General features: G+C 47.7%; 16 protein-coding genes. 6 read left to right on the top strand and 10 right to left on the bottom strand.

Annotated elements, in window-relative coordinates; translation table 11 throughout:
• Positions 1 to 360: 360 nt before the first annotated feature.
• Positions 361 to 708, bottom strand: coding sequence for a DUF2493 domain-containing protein (locus tag EA392_13975; protein ID TVR36947.1), 348 nt, complete (start codon positions 706 to 708; stop codon positions 361 to 363).
• A gap of 470 nt (positions 709 to 1,178) precedes the next feature.
• Between EA392_13975 and EA392_13970 the strand changes: the two genes are divergently transcribed.
• The 4 genes from EA392_13970 (at position 1,179) to EA392_13955 (ending at position 4,002) form a co-directional block, all read left to right on the top strand.
• Positions 1,179 to 2,309, top strand: coding sequence for a hypothetical protein (locus EA392_13970; GenBank protein ID TVR36946.1), 1,131 nt, complete (start codon positions 1,179 to 1,181; stop codon positions 2,307 to 2,309).
• Between the two features lie 300 nt (positions 2,310 to 2,609).
• Complete coding sequence (locus tag EA392_13965; GenBank protein ID TVR36945.1) at positions 2,610 to 3,095, top strand: hypothetical protein; 486 nt, start codon at positions 2,610 to 2,612, stop codon at positions 3,093 to 3,095.
• A complete protein-coding gene (locus EA392_13960; GenBank protein ID TVR36944.1) occupies positions 3,092 to 3,511 on the top strand; it encodes an XRE family transcriptional regulator in 420 nt (139 codons plus the stop codon). The genes EA392_13965 and EA392_13960 overlap by 4 nt, the downstream gene beginning before the upstream one ends.
• Positions 3,508 to 4,002: a hypothetical protein gene (locus EA392_13955; GenBank protein TVR36943.1), complete on the top strand. Its 495-nt coding sequence runs from the start codon at positions 3,508 to 3,510 to the stop codon at positions 4,000 to 4,002. Before EA392_13960 ends, EA392_13955 begins: the two co-directional genes overlap by 4 nt.
• 21 nt (positions 4,003 to 4,023) lie before the next feature.
• Here the strand turns inward: EA392_13955 and EA392_13950 are convergent, their stop codons facing one another.
• The 9 genes from EA392_13950 to EA392_13910 form a co-directional block, all read right to left on the bottom strand.
• The gene (locus EA392_13950; protein ID TVR36942.1) at positions 4,024 to 4,896 is read right to left on the bottom strand and encodes a hypothetical protein; all 873 of its coding nucleotides are present in this window, start codon (positions 4,894 to 4,896) and stop codon (positions 4,024 to 4,026) included.
• Between the two features lie 18 nt (positions 4,897 to 4,914).
• Positions 4,915 to 5,607, bottom strand: a complete 693-nt coding sequence (locus EA392_13945; GenBank protein TVR36941.1) for a hypothetical protein — start codon at positions 5,605 to 5,607, stop codon at positions 4,915 to 4,917.
• A 35-nt stretch (positions 5,608 to 5,642) separates the two neighbouring features.
• Positions 5,643 to 6,557, bottom strand: a complete 915-nt coding sequence (locus tag EA392_13940; GenBank protein ID TVR36940.1) for a hypothetical protein — start codon at positions 6,555 to 6,557, stop codon at positions 5,643 to 5,645.
• Positions 6,558 to 6,589: 32 nt separating this feature from the next.
• Positions 6,590 to 8,683: a hypothetical protein gene (locus tag EA392_13935; protein ID TVR36939.1), complete on the bottom strand. Its 2,094-nt coding sequence runs from the start codon at positions 8,681 to 8,683 to the stop codon at positions 6,590 to 6,592.
• 64 nt (positions 8,684 to 8,747) lie between these two features.
• On the bottom strand, positions 8,748 to 9,671 hold the full coding sequence (locus EA392_13930) for a WYL domain-containing protein (GenBank protein TVR36938.1): 924 nt from the start codon (positions 9,669 to 9,671) through the stop codon (positions 8,748 to 8,750).
• Positions 9,672 to 9,916: 245 nt separating this feature from the next.
• Positions 9,917 to 15,697, bottom strand: a complete 5,781-nt coding sequence (locus EA392_13925) for a DUF3320 domain-containing protein (GenBank protein TVR36937.1) — start codon at positions 15,695 to 15,697, stop codon at positions 9,917 to 9,919.
• Positions 15,698 to 15,961: 264 nt separating this feature from the next.
• The gene (locus EA392_13920) at positions 15,962 to 16,630 is read right to left on the bottom strand and encodes a Bax inhibitor-1/YccA family protein (GenBank protein ID TVR36949.1); all 669 of its coding nucleotides are present in this window, start codon (positions 16,628 to 16,630) and stop codon (positions 15,962 to 15,964) included.
• Positions 16,631 to 16,692: 62 nt separating this feature from the next.
• Complete coding sequence (gene folE / locus EA392_13915; GenBank protein TVR36936.1) at positions 16,693 to 17,316, bottom strand: GTP cyclohydrolase I FolE; 624 nt, start codon at positions 17,314 to 17,316, stop codon at positions 16,693 to 16,695.
• Positions 17,313 to 17,735 carry a 6-carboxytetrahydropterin synthase gene (locus EA392_13910; protein ID TVR36948.1) on the bottom strand — a complete coding sequence of 141 codons (423 nt, stop codon included), beginning with the start codon at positions 17,733 to 17,735 and terminating at the stop codon, positions 17,313 to 17,315. Before EA392_13910 ends, folE begins: the two co-directional genes overlap by 4 nt.
• Before the next feature lie 96 nt (positions 17,736 to 17,831).
• Between EA392_13910 and rfaD the strand changes: the two genes are divergently transcribed.
• Positions 17,832 to 18,797: an ADP-glyceromanno-heptose 6-epimerase gene (rfaD, locus tag EA392_13905; GenBank protein ID TVR36935.1), complete on the top strand. Its 966-nt coding sequence runs from the start codon at positions 17,832 to 17,834 to the stop codon at positions 18,795 to 18,797.
• Between the two features lie 4 nt (positions 18,798 to 18,801).
• The coding region (locus EA392_13900; protein TVR36934.1) for a tRNA preQ1(34) S-adenosylmethionine ribosyltransferase-isomerase QueA at positions 18,802 to 19,274 on the top strand (473 nt) is incomplete at its 3' end.

The following is a 19,274-nucleotide window of genomic DNA, read 5'->3' as shown; positions in this document are numbered from 1 at the left end:
TTTATTTATTGCTTCAATCATGCTTTTCATTCTAAGTGTGACTCTGGCGAAATGAGTAGCTTTTTTCCGTTTGCGTGAAATTGCCAGGCATTGATTGGTTTTGACTGCATATTCATAATGAGGCGTTCTATGCCGATTTGCGTGAAATAAGCTTTGAATAAATTCATGCCGCTCACATTAATCCCAACTTATGCAATAGGAGGAGCTAAAAGCTCCGAACTACCTGCCGGCCAGGCAAGCTTGCATTAGTTGGGACAACCCCGATTAGAGAATCACTTTTTCAGTGCAGCGAAGCGAGCTGTAAAAGATTGATTCTCTTTATCGAATATGCAATTGGCCAAAGCCAATTCATATTTTGGGTTAATAGTGGTACACTATTACCTCTAATCCAGCACGCTTTGCAGTGTCAATCATGTTTTTGGTGCCGCTACTCACGCCATCCCAAAAGGCAATTAACATGTCTGCATAACCTGCCATTTGCGCATTGCGCACAGGCCCCGCACCCCTACCGTGCTTCGACCAATTCGCTGGGAACTGGCGTATGAAATACCCGTTTTCAGCAGCATATTTTTCCCCGAGCTTGTCAGCCCCGTGGGCGGCTCCGCTCACCACCTCGCTTACTTTTGAATGAAGCAGTGCCTTATCACAGGCAAGGCAAAGCCCAACGTAATCCTCAAAATTTCTACCTCCTGCAATTATTACTTTCATGACAGCTATTTTTCAGGTTTTTACTGTTGTGTTTTCGTTTATTGTAAATGATTCTTTTTTTAAGGTTTGCGTGAAATTGCATGGGACTTATTCGTTATTGACCGCATATTCATAATGAGTCCTGTGAGAAGATTTGCGTGAAATAAGTCTGTTGTTTTTTTAATTGGCCAGCGCTGTTGGGGTTCCCACGTAATGTTTAAGAAAATCCTGTGCAGAATTCCCGGGCATTCTCGTAAAGTATAATTGCGCATTCCGCCCCTGGTCGGGTGAGATGTCGGTGAGATGCTGATATGAGTCTCGTGAATCATACCTGAAATGAGTCCCTGGGGCAGGTTTGCGTGAATTTAGCGTTGTAGTTTTTTCACAGCTCCACAACTACTTGTATATCTGTGCTTTTCTGAAAACCACTCAATCGACGTAAAAATGAATAGCCGGAAAAAACCCTATTTTCACCGCTCAACGCCAATACAATGAGTGAAGCCCAACCAATACCTCAGAACCTCATCGAATTCCTGCAGCTCGATATACCGACGCCCAGGCCCCGCGAGCGCGGTTTTCTGGACGTGGTAGATCACACCACCCGCGAAACGACGATTTGCAATGTGTACCGGTACTTTCTGGATCGTTCGTCGTCACCAAAACTCAGCGAGCTGATGTTCGATGGCTTGATGGAAATGCTTAAACCAGCTTTTGAAGCTAAAAACATGAAGAAGGAAATGGATCTGGGCGACTTCGAAGTGCAGCTTGAACGCTTCACATCCAAAGGTCGAATTGACATGCTGATTCATTCCGAAGCGAACCAATGCGCGATCATCATCGAAGCCAAAATATACCACCATCTCAACAACAACCTGCACGACTACTGGACCGCCATCGACTACCCGGAGCACCGGAAAATGGGCGTTGTACTCGGGCTGTACCCCTACAAACCGGAGCAAATTAATCACCCCCACTTTGTGAGTGTCACGCACAACGATTGGCTTAGCCAGGTTGTTCAACGCGGGATACCACACGACTTGCCGGTAAAAGATTTTATTTACTTTAAGGATTTTGTAAACAATATGGACCACCTTACCCACTCCAACGAAATGACACCAGACGTACTTTTTTACCTGAAAAATGCCGACAAGATCAATCGCGCCAGCCAAACGCGCCACGCCACCTATGAGTTTGTAATCGGCCAGTTACAAACCGTGGCCGACAAGCTCGAAGTGACGCTGAACGGATCTTCCATCCATTGGCGAAACCTGTGGGACAAGGAAAATCAGGAAGTCATATACTTTACTGTATATCCAAATGAAATTGTTGAGACGGCTGGCACTGTTCAAATCATCATCGAACTTTCGGGCGAAGCAGTACCATTCAAGGACGAATTGTGGGAGAAGATTAAAACTGTGCAGATCGAACACAGTCTCGCAAAAGGAGGGAATGGCAACGCCCATTTTCAGCAATTGCTCATTAAAACCATCCATGTGCAACCTACAGAATTTGACAAGCTGTCGGACCACATCTACGATGAGATTACAGGAAATTTAAATGCTGTACGGCAAACTTTGTACGGATTTTTGGAGGAGTTGAAAAAGAAGGAGGATGGAAGCTGACCTGTTTAACCATCAGGCTATTCACTTTTCAACTCCACCGCACTGAGGGTTTCGCAGCCGAATTACTCTTCCGGAATAGGTAGCGCTGAATGGTGACGACTGTAGTCCCTATCCACAAATAACAACTTTTGTTATACCCGGGATGGCACAAAGCTTTATTTTTGAGATGATCAAATACTTTTTTCACCATGATCTTCTACCGAAACCCCGGTCAACAAATCAGCGAAGTTCAGCGAAGCAAATTTGGAACTTAACTTATAAGTGAATACCTTTGTCAAAATCATACCGCTAGATCACTTTATGCGTTCACCAGTAAAGATTTACACGGTGCACGTATGTGATGAGGAAGATTGGCGGGATGAATATGAATTTGAAAATTGGATGGACAGGCATGAGACTTTAGCGTCTATTGTGCCAGAATATTTGGAAATTTTGAAATGGTTAAAAATAGCATCTTCGGGCAGACGCAATTTGAGCACGCTACTGCGGGAAGAGCAAAAAGCACATGCATTTCCTCCAAAGGCAAGGTTTCTGGAACTGGACTTTCAAGAGCATCTGCGGCTTTACTGTATGCTGATTGGACAAAAAACGATCATCCTCTTTAATGGAGCCATCAAAAGCAAAGGGAAACACAGCGCACAAGAATGCACCGTCGTAAAGCCTTTCTTTGACGAAGCCAATCGGCTTTGTTCGGGTCTTGAAAAGGCCATTAGGAATCAAGAACTGGATGTGGATTACGAGACCGGGGAATTACGCAATATTGACGACTCAGAAATTTTGATATGAACAACAAAGAAAAAATCTTTAACCAACGGGTCAATGAGGCCTTCGACAGCCTCGATCCGGTAGAGCTTGAGTTGACGCGCATCAGCTTCGACATCGCCGAGCGTCTGCACGATATTCTGGACGAAAAGGGAATGTGGCAAAAAGACCTTGCCCAATTGATGGGTAAAAAAGAATCTGAAGTCAGCCGCTGGCTTAAGGGCATGCACAACTTCACCATGAAAACCGTGGTAAAACTGGAGTTTGCATTGCAGAAGCCGATTATCGGGATAATTGGCGCTTCACGGAGTGCAAACGAAACGGTTTCAACTCCTGTTCTGCGCGCCATGACCAATTCTCCATCAGGCATGGCGGGTATGGCACCCATGACGGTCGCAAAATCTGCGGTGAAAAAATCTACCCAACCTCAGGCAGCATGAGCTCAACAAAAATTGATCCCGGTAAAATGCGGCTCATTACTGTGCAGATGTTGCAGGGGGGGCTTACAACTACTCCCGAATTCCAGCAGAATAACCAGCCCGGTGAATTCTTTGTCGATATACAAGTGGGTTACGCTCCCTTTCTGAATATTGCAGAAAATGGAATAGCCATTCGAATGGTATTGCACCTCAACGGCATACGCAACGACAAAGGTAAAAAAGAACCAGTCGGAATTCGCGCTGAATACGTGTATCATTTTTACTTTCAAGTCGATAACCTGAGCCAATTCATTTCCGAAAAAGACGCTGTTTCCGCTGCCCTGACGACAACATTGGTGAGTATGTCCTATTCCACTTTGCGTGGCATTGTATTAGAGCGCACTACCGGCACACTTCTGGGCGGTGTGATTTTGCCCGTAATCAACCCGGCGGCGTTTGTTAAAGAGAACCTGATTTCATCGGATGCTAGCAAAACCGTTGACAATAAATAGCACAAGCGGCTGATTTTAGACTTATACTTGTCTCCCACACGCCACATCCACACACCGCCTGCGTAACTCTGAAAGCTGCGGTAGCGGAGATGGGTTCTTTGCAAGGTTTACCAGCGGCCGATGCTGCGCAATCAACGAGGTTTCCAACTCGTCCCAACCACTTTGCATGGTTACCCAATGCACGGTGAGGTGCCTGTTCATCCATTCAATGATAAGGGTCTCATCCGTTTTGGAAAAGCGATAATTCCGCTGGTTTCTTTTCCCGATTAACGAACCTGCTGGCGGGGTATATCCCAACAACGCTCCCATGCTTCTGAAAAAAGTTCCATGCCCCCGCGCCCGCAGTTCCTGCCCCAGCATTCTCCGGTGCAAGCTGCGCGAGGCAATACCAATGTACATGATGTTATGACCACGACCATCCAATTGCTGACTGAAGGGGATAGGAAGAACGTTCCTGTCTCGTATTCTGATACAATACATTCCAGGCGAGTCCGGAACCATTGTATCGATTTCTGAAACTGCTCTCTGTTTGCGGGAATCCATCAACTCTTTTGCAACTTCATTCATGTTCAACGTTGGATTTGCTGACAGCATGGTTTTAACTGTACTTATCTCTTTTCCTCTAGCTACTTTGCTTTTCACACTCTTAACATCGCGCTCATTGTTAGCAGAATGTGGAATAACCCAACCACTACCCTTTCCACCCGGCTGATAGGCGTGAGGGATCATCCCATCACGGAGAAGATTTCGCAACGGAAGGCCCGGACGATGTGAACTGTCCGAGAGCAATCCGGCACGGTCAAGCAAGGCACCCGCAACTACCGGGTTTATGGAATCCAGATTGTTTTTATCGAGGTGTTTGTCGATACATTCAATTATTCGATGAACACTCATTCTGCTTGATTTTATGGTTTACTTAATCGTTTTTAAGCCTCGCACCACACTCACCGCATGACAAGCGAAAAACACCTTGTTCACCTTAAATTTATTAACCCACTCAGGATGCTTCTTGACTACTGTCTGGACCTCCGGGTAACGCTGCAACAGGTCTTTGGTATCGAACATTCCTGAAATGCGAGAGATATTGGCGCTGGAGGCTGATCTCAGCGGAATACGAATATCCCTGTATCCGGCACGACCGATGGTTGTGCGAGCGATTTTCCCGACCGTGATTATTCGTTCAGGCTTTAATACTGGCATCATCTCTTTCCAGAATTCAGCTGCACTTTTAATGAGTGCGTCGGTTGGGTTCATGTTCTTTTTACCTGACTTACTCACCAGCGACCACGGAACCGCATTCGAAACTGCAGTTTCATCCTCTTTCAAACCAAACGCAGCTTCCACCGCAAGCTTCAAGGTGCCATCATCCCATGGCAAAACGCCAACCTTATCGTGCCATTCATATAACCGGTTAATTCGACCATCAGTATTTTTTGCCCGAAGCTCATCCACGTACTTTTTCGCAGAAAGATTCTGACTTTCACTCAACACAAGTACGCGATTCCAATTCTTTGGTACGTATGGAATATATGGTTCTTCGATTACCACAGGTTCGTCATTTCCTCGTTGGTAACTCTCACAAATTTTAATCAATTGCTCTTTCATGTTCGCAATATAATAAATTGGTTAATACCTGATCATCACCACCGATAATCCAACACCTCCATCAGCACATCCAGCACCTGGGCGTAGAGTTCTGATTCCTTGTCGCGGAAGTAGGCCATGATTTCGTATTGTTGATTTTCTGCGGAAACCTGCTTGTTGAGCTGCACTTCGCGGATGGCGCCGTAGATATCGTAGAGGCGATTCATGACGTTGGGCTTGAATTCATTGGCGTTTGGCTGGAAATACAGATCATGAAAATGAAGCAGGCGCTGTATTTGCCACGCCAGCCGCTTTTTTGTGAATTGATCCTGGTAAGTAAGCGCACCGCCAAACAATACCGGGGTGTCGGTGAGCACGGTGGACTTTTCGCCCGGCTTGATGGTTTTCGGGTGCAGCCCGGCCACCACCTCTACCCCAAACCGCGGATCGAACTCAAACTCGTAACCCATCCAGATGTTGTGTTCTCCGTGCTCGTCAATGGTGGCCCGCACGCCAAAAAAGTTCACGGCGGCGGCATTGCACACAATAATCAGCTTGGGGCGCAGGCGCTCGATTAAACCCATGGATAGCTGCAACTGCCGGATAATAAACTGTACCCCCTCTTCCGTTTTCAACAGGTCTATCACTTTGCGCTGACTGGTTTCGCGGATGAATAGCAGGTCGAGGTAGGTCCAGTTGTCCCCAACGCCACAAGCGTCTGCCAGGTTCTGAAATGGCTTGAAAAAACGCGGGTAGACGCGCACCGCCTGTTGGGGGTCGAAGGAAAAACTGCCGCATTGGGCGTCTTTGGGAAAAGACGGGTTCAACCCCACAAACAGCACGTCTTTGGGTTCAATTTGCGACCACACAAAACCGCGTTGCAGCAGTTCGGCGATGGGCGCACCGGCCTCTGCGAAATCCTGCGCAATGAGTGCGAGTTCGGTTTCGAGGTCGCGCAGGATTTTTTTCATACGGTTGGGGTCGAGAAGGCTATCTGAAGGATTCATGCGTTGCTATGCTTTTCCATATTCAACGTAATCTCCGGGTGCACCAGCGCACCGCGTTCGGTTTTGGGCGAGCCGGGCCGCGCTACTTTCTGTTTGAGGTGGTTGCGGTAAAACAGGTGATCGCCGTTTTCAATGAGGGTTTCCATGTTGAAATTCACCGCAAATTGTGCGACCATTTTTTTGATCTGGTTTTTTCGCAACTCGCGTGCGTCACTGAGGAAATTTGCCATTTGCAGCAGCAATGTTTCCTGCTGTTTGAGCGTTTCGCGGGCCAGCTCCATGGCCTGATGCAGCCACTCGCGCACTTCGCGGTTCACGGTGTGGTCGTGGTCAAAAACACTGTCCTGCGATAAGGTACTGCTCGCGTTGAAATGGCCAATTTGGCTGCCCATCATACAACTCCGGATGAGCCGTGCAGCAAACTCGGTGGCCGACCTTACATCGCCGCTGGCACCGGTGGTTACGTTGTCTTTGCCAAACACCAGTTCCTCTGCCGCGTGGCCGCCGAGCGTCACGGCCAACCTGCGAATGATTTCCTTGCGCGAAATGTACTGCCATGGGTAACGGGTGTATGAAAAACCGTTGTTGCCCACTTCGGCGGTGGTGGAGTACACCACTTCCGGCAGGCTGCGCATTAAAATCACCGAAAGCACGGCGTGTCCGGCTTCGTGCACGGCGGTAATGGCCTGTACGTCGTCGCATTTGCTCTGGCGGAGCTCGTCCAGTGCAAAACGCTGGTTGAACGTCACAGAATGGCGGCGTTTTCCGTCGTGAACAAAGTCGCACACCACGCCTTTTTTCGAGGCTTTAAAAACGATGTGGCAATCGGTGAGCGAGCGGGTAATCATTTCGGAAATGAGGGATCCAAGCCGCGCATTCACCAACTGGTAAATGGTGGTGTACACGGGTCGTGTGCCCTGGGTAGGATACACGCCCTCGCGGTACAGGAGCTGGTGCAGTGAGCGCTGAAATTTCAATGTGACCCCGTGGGCTGCGTGCACTTTGCGGGCAATGGCATCCAGCTCCATGGCAATAATGGCCTGAAACGCCTTTTTGCTGAGGGACGGGTACACAATGTGCGTATTGCCCAGCCGGCCAATCTGCTCACTGCGGAACCGTAGCTGCAGCGCGTCCTTGATTTCGGGAATATTGATCTGCAGCGAAGCCCGGTAAAACTCATCGGCGTCGATGTCGCTGCTGAGGTTTTTGCTCATCGTATAGGCTTCGTCGAGGTTGCCGAGGACAAACACGAGCCCTTTGCTGCAATCCACCTCTTTGGGGCTCTTGATAAAAGAAAGCACCTCCCGCAGGAAATTCACGGTACCGGGGCCATCGAGTTCGAGCAATTGTGCGCGCACATCCAGAAAGGAATCGAAATTTTCGCGGGCCAGGTCGTAAATCTTCTCGTAATACGAGGCCGGAACAAACATCAAATCAATGTTTTCCTTGCGCTCTTTTTCGTCAGCCTGATCCACCACTTTGTTTTGCATGCGCCGGATGCGAAACAACCCGGCTTTTTCGGAGACGAAACCGTTGGTCACTTTCACGCCGTTCATCAGGTGCAGATTGAGGTCTATCATCAAGTTGTAGAGATCGCTCACGCCGTAGGAAAAGCGGTGAATCTGAAAACGACCCGAATCGAGCAATTGCCAGATGATGCGGTGTTGTCTTTCAGTCATTTCTATTCCCGCCTCATCAATGGTTCGCGCGTGCTGAAACTCATCGAGGGCCAGCATCACCGGAAAGCCGTTTTCGTGGTCGTAGATGTTTTCGAGCTGCGTTTTGATGGTGTATTCACCTTTACCGTCTTCACCGATGTCGAAATGATAAAATCGTTTTTCGAACTGAAGAAGCTGCGAGAGGCGTTTTACGAGTGAGGACTTGCCCACGCCGGTGAGTCCCCAGAGATTTACGATAACGGGCTTTTCCTGCAGATCGGGAAAGAGGTACCACGAGCTGATGGCGTCCACCACTTTGTCGATTACCTCATTCAGTCCAACGAACTCTTCTTTTAAAGTGCGCCGTGCCTCCTGAAGAATTGCTTGTTTGCGGAGTAGTTCATCCTGCCGGTTGATGAGTTGATTTGCCATGGTCTGTGAAATTTTGAGGCAAAGCTACGGGGTCACTACGCCACAGGATGTCGTTGTGGAAAAGTTACCGGTAATTTTTTCGGGCCGAATCCAGCCGCTCTTTGATTTCTTTGGCCAGAGACGCAGGTTTACAAACCTTTACCGAATCGCCGTAACCCAGAATAACCTGGGTCAGTTCAAAATTGGGACGCACCCGGAGGCGGATACGGTACTCCTTGTCGTCGTCTGCAACTTCCACTTGTGATGCGTGTAAAGGCAGTGCTTTCACGTAATTTCCCTGGAAGGGATGAAACGACAATTCTACTTCTGCAACATCTGCGGTGGAATACGTCAAGCCGATCACGTCATTGAAAAAGACGGCGGGATCGGGGTAATCATTCCTGGAGAACGGAATATTCGTCCTTTGCACCGTTTCAATCCGGTCGATTCCAAAACTGCGAAAGTCGTTGCGTTCGGGTACGTAGCCCACCAGGTACCACCGCCTTTGATATTCCTTCAGCATAAAGGGAAGCACGGTGTACTCTTTGGGTTCGTCCCGATGAAAGGCGGTATGCACAATTTGAACCTGTGTATTCCGGCTCACAGCATCGAGCAATGGGGTGAAGTGCTCCATTCCGCGGTGTTCGCTGCCCCGCTCAAAGGAAAGGTAGCGCAGGTTCTCCGCTCCCGACTTCAGGGTTTCGGTCAACATGCCAGAGAAATACGGAACCGCTGCAAAGTCGAGCAGGCGATCGGCGATGGACATGGATTCAGCTTCAATGAAATAGCCTTTTTGCGATCGGTCGTATATCACCGAAACATCAAATTCTACCCGCAGTTGTTCAATGTCGCGTTGTAGGGTGCGCTCGGCAATTTCAAAGCCCTGTTCGTGAAGGAAGTCGCGCAATTCACGCAGGGAGGGGTACGCTTTGCGCTTTAGTTTCTCGATGATCAGGTAGTACCGCCGTAAGGTGCCGTGGATGGATGACATGGTGGTCGAAAATAGCATATTCTGGGTTACAACAGACGCCGCTTGAAGGCATATAGGCTTTGCGCAAGCCACAAAGTGCTCGCCTTGATGGTAATTCCTGTGATTATACTTTAAATGTGATTACTCCCACACCCCAAAAAATCAAAGCGGTCATGCATCATTTAAATCACAGTTGAAGACCGGGAGGGGCAGATTGAACACAGAACACAGGGCATATGTGCATCAGGATTGGAGAGGCAGTTTTCGAATAAATAACCCGTACTTCAGTTTGATTCAACATGATAAGTCACAATATCATCTTGTACCTTGACCCAACCATTGTCTTTAAGAAACTTCAATCCAGGCTCCATAGCGGCAATGGTTTTTCCGGTTAAGGCCTGGCTTCCCAAGGATTTGGCTACTTCTCTGAAAAGATCTGCCTTTTGAATCTGAATGTTGGCTTTGAGTATGGGCAGAAAGGCAAAACGTAGTTCTTCAGGGGCAACGCTCGAAGGATCTCTTTTTGTGCCAATGGCAGGTATCCGGAAACTATCCAGTGTTTGAACCTGCTCAGCCGATTTCCAAAAGAATTCCTGATCACCACCCTGCGTTCGATGGATCCCCTTGGAGCACTCGTCCAGAAATTGTTCGATTCTGTTACCTTTTCGGGAAAATCCCCAAGCTCTGGAGACAATCGTGAAACATTCATCCCGGCTTACAGGTGCTAAATGCTCAACCACCTCCCTGAGTTGCTGCTCAACCAGATTGCGGCTAAAGAAAAAATCACCATGACATGACAAACTTATTTTTGAAGTATCAAATACTGGCTTCTCTTTTTCCAAAATACCAGCGTCCTCATTTTTATTCGAATCTTCAGTTTGAGTATGTGAGACATTTGGAGAAGAATCTGGCACTCCATTCTTTTGTGCAGCACTGGTTTTAGCAGGTTCATTCAGCAATTGTTTCAATTTCTCGTCAATATCATCAATGCATTTCGTTGCATCATACCACCAATCTGTGGACCAAATTCTAAGGATGTTCCAACCCAGCCCTTCAAGCACGAGCTGCCTCAATATATCCCTGTCTCTCGCCGATTTTGCAGAGTGGTAGCGCGCACCATCACATTCAATACCGGCCAGGTACGTACCTTCATGGGACGGGTGAACTATTCCAAGATCAACACGGTATCCGCCAACACCAATTTGAGTGCGCACCTGCCATCCTTTTTCGCGCAAGCGATTTGCCACTTGCTGTTCAAACACGGAATCAAATTCATCTATGTTACTGCCACTTGCCTGACGAATAAGGCTTGCCCGCCCTCCTTCTGCATAGAGCAAATACTCTTTCAGCAAGCGTAAGCCTTCTGAAGTGCTCCCACTAACATCAAATTCCCGCGGATGAAAATTTGAAAAGATCTTCACTTCGCATCTCGCACGTGATACGGCCACATTGAGCCGCCTCTCTCCCCCACTGTTATTGAGTGGACCAAAATTTCTGTTGATACGGCCGAGTTGATCTTTTCCATAGCCAATTGAGAATAAAATCAAATCCCTTTCATCGCCTTGTACATTTTCCAAATTCTTAACGAAAACGTATTCGGGATTGCTTACATCAAATGCTGACTCAAACTTCGACTCGACCAGCAACTGGGCATCTATAAGATCAGAGATGAGCGTGGACTGAGCCGAACTAAATGTTACGACACCTATGGAGCTTGAATGCCCCGAACGTAGGCGTGAGAAAATTTCATTGACAACGGCTCTGGCTTCGCCCCGATTCGTCCGCGATTTACTTCGATCATAGTATGCGTCATTGCCTGTTACTATTTCAAGAGAAACCTTGTTGTCGTTGGTTTCAGCTGATGGAAAGGTATGTAGTCTGTTGTCATAAATATGGTAATTTGAAAAGCTAATCAGGCTTTCTGACCGACTCCTGTAGTGCCATTTCAGCAGCATTTCAGGAAACAATGACCCAAACATTTGCAATACACTTTCGCAATCAACCATTTCATCACTTTCACCATCGCCCTGGTTGCTAAAAAAGGCTGTGGGGGGCAATTGCTTGTTATCGCCTACTACAATCGCCTGCTTTCCCCGGGAGATTGAGCCTATTGCATCCCATGGGGGAATTTGCGAGGCTTCATCAAAAATCACCACGTCGAAATCGGGAGCCACAGGCAAATACTGACTAACCGACATGGGGCTCATCAGGTAACATGGCTTGAGTAAATGTGCAACTGGTCGAATTTCCTGAAGAAACCTTCGGATGGGTAAGTGCCGCCTGGTTTTATTGTGTTCTTTAACGATGACCCCGACGGGGCTGTCAGGCACAATAAAGCCTCCCAACTTTGGCTTATGAGTTGAGATTTTCGATACCAGCGCCTTCTGAGAAAGGTTGCGGTATGTGTAGTCCGTATTTTTAAATTCAACATCATTCAAGTCAAGTTGCTTTCCTGTGGCATTATTTAACACTTGGCTCTCAGCCTGCCTTTCGCTCAGCCATTGACGGTGAAAATTGTAATTGAAAACATGCTCAATTTCCTCTCGTAATACCTTACCAGCGCTCACCGCATCAAACAATGGCGACAAACCCAATTCGCACAATTGATCACGGATAGTGTTCATGGCCGCTACATCACGAAAACAAGAGGCATTCAGCCGCAATGTTTCAATTTTGTTGCGAAGCTCTGAAAGGGTGCATTCAGCAAAACCGGAATCCATTTTCAATGTAGTTTCAAGTTTCCTAACGACTTCAATCAGATCACCGAGAGCATCCTTAAATGCCATCAACTCTTTTTGCAACTCTGAAGTAGGTGAGCGCAGTATTTCCGACGATTTAAGCAGTTCCAAAATGCGCGTCCTGACTCTTGAATAGTTCTCTATATCACTGGAATAAAGTGTTACCAGCATTTCTTGCAAGTCCTCAAACCAATCTACGGCCATTCTGAATTCCTCATCTCTACCAATGCTATATTCTTGAGCGGTATAGCTCTCAATGAATTTCCCTGCATCAGTAGCCAATGCCAAGCCTTGTTTAAACGCTATACCTTTGGAAATTATTTGACTATAGCTGTCTAATGGTTGCAATTTCCCTCTTACAATAGTTTTGAGCTTGCTCCGGAGTTTGTTTTTTTTGACCATCCGAAAAAGTACAAAACCGCTATTGGAGCTTTCAAGTTCATCTTTTAATGCCGCGTAATCTATTTCGGTAATGTCCTTATTAAAAACTGAATTTAACTGAGCTGACTCCTCAAAGTGGTCTTTGAGGGTGTCAATGTGGGCCGTGAACTTGGATTTGAAGTCGCGGAAATCACTTATTTTCTCTAAATCGATGGTTACAGCCGGAATTGCCATCAGGTGAGCAAGCAGTTGATTAAATGTACTCCAGTCGCTTAGACTCCAGTCCTTTTGTGCTGGCAAGGGAATCTTACCTGTGCGTTCGTATTCAGCGACGGTCGTATAACTCGACTCAACAATTCTGGACGTTTGAATCATACCGTCTTCTGCAGCGCTACTCCAATCTTTAATCTGCACAAAATTCCATACCGAAAAAACCTCCTTGCTGAGACTGTTTGCATACCCGACCCATTTAGCGAGGCGATCCCTGATGTTGGTGAGTTTTGAAGATTCAAATTGAAGAAACTCGTCAATTTCCAGATCAACCAGGAAGGTGTCTGCGCTTCTTGTTGCTGTTCCAAACGCCCGAAACGCACTAATCCCTGCTTCATTCTTTGCATGCAATTCATCAAAATACTCGTTAAGCCTTTCTCTGGAATTTTTCAAGCCGTGCGACACCTGGTCCCACTCTCCATCCAGACTTGCCGGTGCGTGTTCCAGAGATTTGTAAAAACTTCTTACCACTTCTTTTTTTTCTGATTTCCTTGAGTGAAGCTCAAGGCAGAAATCACCCAAACCAATCTCTTGCAGTCGCTTGAAAACCACTTCTAACGCTACTCTTTTTTCTGAAACAAAAAGCACCCTTTTGCCCATGCCTAAACAGTGGGCAATCATATTGGCGATGGTTTGAGACTTACCCGTACCGGGAGGCCCCTGAAGCACAAAACTGCTTCCTTTTGCTGCCGAAAGTATGGCCGCCATTTGTGATGAATCGGCAGACAACGGGCAATAAACTTCCTTGGGGTGCAAGATGTGTTCCACGTCATGTTCTTCTACAAAATCGGGAACTGCAGCAGGAGCCACGCCAGTCATTATTTGTCTGGTTACAGGACTTTCAAGCATTTCCTCATATTGGTTGTTCAATTCTTTCCACATGAGGTATTTTTGAAACGAGAACTCTCCCAGCCAGACTTCTTCTTTCACCTCCCACCCGCGGTAGTCTCTGATGACGTGTCTAAAAGTGCTAAAAACCCGGGGAACATCTATACCCGACTCATCCTCAGGCAAAGGATCCAACCCCGGAAAGTCGAGGTCAAAGTCGCGCTTTAGTTTTTGGAGCAAAGTCATATTCATTACGGAATCATCATCACGCATGGCCAGTTTAAACTTGTTGCCACGCGATTTCGACAGGCTCACGGGCACCATGAGGATAGGTGATTTCCGAATTATCTGGCTACCATCTGTTTCGCGCCAACACAATATACCCAATGCAAGATAGAGCGTATTCGAACCAGTTTCTTCTTCGGAATTAACCACGGATCTGAACAGGCTGTTCAGGATTGCAGGAAAACGATCCTCGGGAATGGTTGTCAACAGTTGCTTCCGTAAAAATCCCTCATCAATTTGATTAGACAGGATTTCCTTCAAATCGGTACGATTTACAGTGAGCGCGCTTTGGTTGGTTTGTGGAAGGATTTCAAACTTTGTTCCATCGGCGAGGATATCCTCCATTCTGGCGACATCTTTTGATAGTATTTCAATCGTTCCCTTGTTTGACTTGAAGTTGAGAAGCCTATTCCGAAAGCTCAAATCCAACAGTTTATCTTTCCAGCTGTCGATTTCCCCTTCGCGGGATATGGCTTCATCTGAAACTATAAATTCATCAAATATTTTGTTTTCAAAAACTTCAGTTTCCTCGAGGTCAGCAACTTCTCTCACAAACGCTGGTCCTGCATCTTGTGCATTCAAGGGATGAATCTGTGCGACCCTTCGGGCATGCGCGATATCTATGCCACAGACAAACTCTTCTTCTTTGTGAAAGTGATCCAAGGCCAATTGCTCCAGGGTGCTAAATCGAATCGGACTATCTGAAGTGAGAGCCGTGATTTCCAGCACTATTATCTCCTGAAGCTCAATTAGCTTCCGATAATGTTGAGGATCTTCTTCAGAAGCTCGCGGGAGGTATTTATCCTCAAGCCAGAAGCCTGCAAAGGCGTGCCCCTTTACGAGAAATGCAATGGGATGTATACCTGCTTGCTCCAAACAAGCCAGATAAAGCAGGGTTAAGTCTAAACAAGTGCCCATACCCCCGGAAACCGTCTGGTCCGGAGAACGCACTTTTTGTCCGGTCAGTTCAAAACTTGCTGGCGGCGAAATGTACTTGACTTGCTCTTTTCTCAAAGCCAAAAAAATTGCCTGAGCTATTTCATACACGCGCTCCTTGTTCCTGCTTTGATAACCATCCAATTCAGATTTACCGGTTTTCTCTTTGAGCAATTCTGATGCGTTGCGTAATACCTTCTGAACTGCCTCACTATTCGGCATTACATGACTGGCCAGTAGCTCGAGCGGTGCCCGTTGTCCGAGCCAGACAGTCTCTGGTTCAATAATAATTTCTTGTTCCTTTGCAGCCAGGATTTCACCTGTTGACGCAGTCAATGCCACGCTCAAAGTACCACCAACCCGCTCTTGAACATTCTTAAAAAAATCCCACGAATGCCTTACGTCAGGGATTTCAATTCTGTAAATCTCTCCCGGATTGATTTGGGCGATTGCAACTTCTCCACTCAAAATACCAATAGGATCAGACTTTACTACGACGGTGACATTTTCTATTGAAATCTCGCCCAGGTTTTCAACTTCAAGAGATCGAATCGCAGGGATCTTGTTTTGCAAAAGAGCCAGATTGAGCCTTTCTACTGCGTCCAAACTAATTTTCAGTTTTTTCATAATCTGTTATTTGTACCGGAGAGTGTATATTCAAGCCAACCCATACTTGTGGCTGCAAAATCACCTTGATTCTCTGATTGTACACATTATTGATCAGCCGAATATAGTCATCAGTTTTTGAATATGAAAAGATCTCTGAGAATGGCCGGAAGCAGAATTTGGCAGACTATGAAAAACGGGGATATCACAAGATGATATGTTTACAAGCAAAAAAAAAGCGAAGACCCATGCCTTCGCTTTTGCTTTTCGTTGAATAAAATCTCCTTATCGGCGATCGCCAAACAGGCGAAGCATAAACAAAAAGAGATTCACAAAATCGAGGTAGAGTGTGAGGGCACCCATCATGGCGAGTTTGCTGGCCTCTTCTGAGCCGTACTCCACACCCATACCGATGCGCTTGAGCTTCTGGGTATCGTAGGCCGTGAGACCGGTGAAAATCAACACACCCAAAATGCTGATCAGGTAGCTGAAGGCCGCGCTCTGCATAAAGAAGTTCACCAGCATCGCGATGATGATACCGATAAGCGCCATACGCAACATAGAGCCCATCTTGGTGAGGTCGGTTTGAGTGGTATAACCCAGCACCGACATCACGCCAAAAGTTCCGGCCGTGATAAAGAAGGTGGAAGCAATAGAGCCCATTTCATACACCACGAAAATAAAACTGAGGCTCGCGCCCATCAATGCCGAGTACAAGGCAAATAATCCGAGCAACGACTGCGATGACAGCTTCTGAAACATACCTCCCATGGCAAACACCAATAAAAGAGGCGCCAACAGCACTACCCAGCCCAGCATAGAGAAACCACCGGTTTCGCTGATCAGGTAGGAAATCAGGTTGGGATCTGTACCAATGTACCAGGCAATGATTCCGGTAACAGATAGGGCACCGGCCATGTAGGTGTACACCGACGACATAAAATTTTTGGCCATGCTGGCCGATTGCTCACGGGCAAATGCAGTATCGCCTGTTTGCCAGATGTTGTTGTTCATCGTTAATGCAGTTTGGATGAAATTAAACTTACAAATTCGTTTCGGGTGCGCTCCTCAAGAAACGCGCCAGTGAAGGCCGAGGTGGTTGTAACCGAGTTTTGTTTCTGTACCCCCCTCATTGCCATACACATGTGACTCGCCTCCATTACCACTGCCACTCCGGCAGGGCGCAGGGTCTCTTCAATACAATCGCGGATCTGGTTGGTGAGCCTTTCCTGCACCTGCAAACGGCGCGCAAAGGCATCCACCACACGCGGTATTTTACTCAATCCCACAATTCTGCCATTGGGAATATAGGCCACATGTGCCTTTCCGAAAAACGGAAGCAGGTGATGCTCACACAGCGAATACACCTCAATATCCTTCACCACTACCATCTGGCTGTACTCCTCTTCGAACATGGCAGAGCACAGAATTTCGGCTGGGTTCAGGTCGTATCCGTGGGTCAGGAACTGCATGGCTTTGGCCGCGCGCTCAGGGGTTTTGAGTAAACCTTCACGCAGACTATCCTCACCGAGTTTTTCAATGATAGACCGATAGGCATCTGACATTTCGTCAATCGCAGACTGATCAAACTGATCTACACGAAGGTAGCCCTCGCCGTTCAATTCTATTTCCTCACTCATACTTGCTGGGGGCCGTAGTACTCGGCGCTGTTGTTTTCGGTTTCGCGAAGTTCCACTTTGTGCAGCGTGCAGCCCAGCTCGCGGATGGGCGCTTCAATCATCTCCCAAATCGCAATCACAATGTTTTCGGTACTGGTGAGAACCCCTTGCATTTGAGGCACATCCAGGTTGATGTTGCGATGATCAAAAACCTCCACCACGCGCTCGTCGAGCAAGTCGCTGAGGTGCTTCAAATCGACACAATAACCGGTATCCGGGTGGGGTTCGCCCTTTACAGTGACAAAAAGCTCGTAGTTGTGGCCATGCCAATTGGGGTGGGCGCATTTGCCAAAAACCTCGTGGTTTTTTTCGGCGCTCCATTCCTCGTTCCAGAGCTTGTGGGCCGCGTTGAATCGCTCGCGGCGCGTTACGTACACAATTTTTTTCGCTGTCATAATGGTTTGCAAAGATAGTTGTTAATTGCCTCATTGCCGCCCAAACCAATATCTTTGGGCCACTTTAAAAAACGCTAAAACATGATTGTTCTCACCGGTGCGGCCGGGTTCATCGGAAGTTGTGTACTGGGATTCCTCAACCGCGAGGGATACCGTGATATTGTCATTGCCGATGATTTCAGCGTGCCGGATAAGAAGGTGAATTGGCATAACAAGACTTTTTCCGAAAAGGTTGACCGCAGCGAGCTTTTCTCGTGGATTGACCGCCACGAAAACCGCATCCAGATCATCATTCACCTCGGGGCGCGCACAGATACCACCGAATTTGACCACCGCATTTTTGACGCACTCAACCTGCACTACTCGCAGGAAATCTGGCAACGCTGCTGCAAATACGGCATTCCTCTGATTTACGCATCATCCGCAGCTACCTACGGCCTGGGTGAACACGGCTACACCGACAGTCACGAGGTGGTTTCTCATCTCAGGCCGCTCAACCCCTACGGAGAGTCAAAAAACAATTTTGACAAGTGGGCGCTGGCGCAAGCAGACAAACCTTTCTTCTGGGCCGGACTTAAGTTTTTCAACGTGTACGGCCCCAACGAGTACCACAAAGGCCGAATGGCATCAGTGATATTACACGCGTTTCGGCAAATTAAGGAGCACGGCAAGGTGAAACTCTTCCGCTCGCACAATCCCGAATACCGCGACGGTGAACAACTGCGCGATTTTGTGTACGTGATGGACGTGGTGCGGATTTGTAAATTCCTGATGGAAAACCGCCCCGAGTCCGGATTGTACAACCTCGGCACCGGACAAGCGCGCACTTTTTTGGATTTGACCCAAGCCACCTTCAAAGCCATGGAACTGGAGCCGGATATTGACTTTATGGACACCCCGGCAGACATTCGCGACAAGTACCAATACTTTACCGAGGCCGATATGGGCAAACTGCGCTCGGCCGGTTACAGTACACCTTTCACTTCGCTCGAAGATGGTGTGCACGACTATGTTCAGCATTACCTTATGAACAACCTGGTTTACTGAGAAATTGGTGCAACGAACAAGGCTTTCTGATTTTAACTTTCACCTTCCGCCCGAATTGCTGGCGGAGCACCCCGCACCTACCCGCGATGGCTCGAGGCTGATGGTGATTCATCGCGAGAGCGGGCGTATTGAGCACCGCAGCTTTCCGGATATCCAGTCGTATTTTGGAGCGGGAGATTGCCTCGTGCTGAACAACACACAAGTGGTTCCGGCCAGGATGGAGGTGCGCAAAAACCGCATGGACGGCGCACTTATCGAACTGTTGCTGATAGAAGAAGTGGCAGGTGAACCGCACACCTGGAACGTGCTCCTCGACCCACTGAAGAAACTCCGCCTGGGGCATCGTCTGGTTTTTGGCAACAATGAACTTAAAGCAGAAATTGTAGCCGAAGCCGGCGAGCGCGAAAGGCACATACGCTTTTTCTTTGAGGGCTCATCCGACGAACTTCGCGGGCAGCTCTACCAACTGGGCTGCAC

The organism is Cryomorphaceae bacterium (genome assembly GCA_007695365.1).
Taxonomy (GTDB): domain Bacteria; phylum Bacteroidota; class Bacteroidia; order Flavobacteriales_D; family SKUL01; genus SKUL01.
The sequence above is the reverse complement of the archived record's forward strand: the minus strand, read 5'-3'. Positions and strand labels throughout refer to the sequence as shown.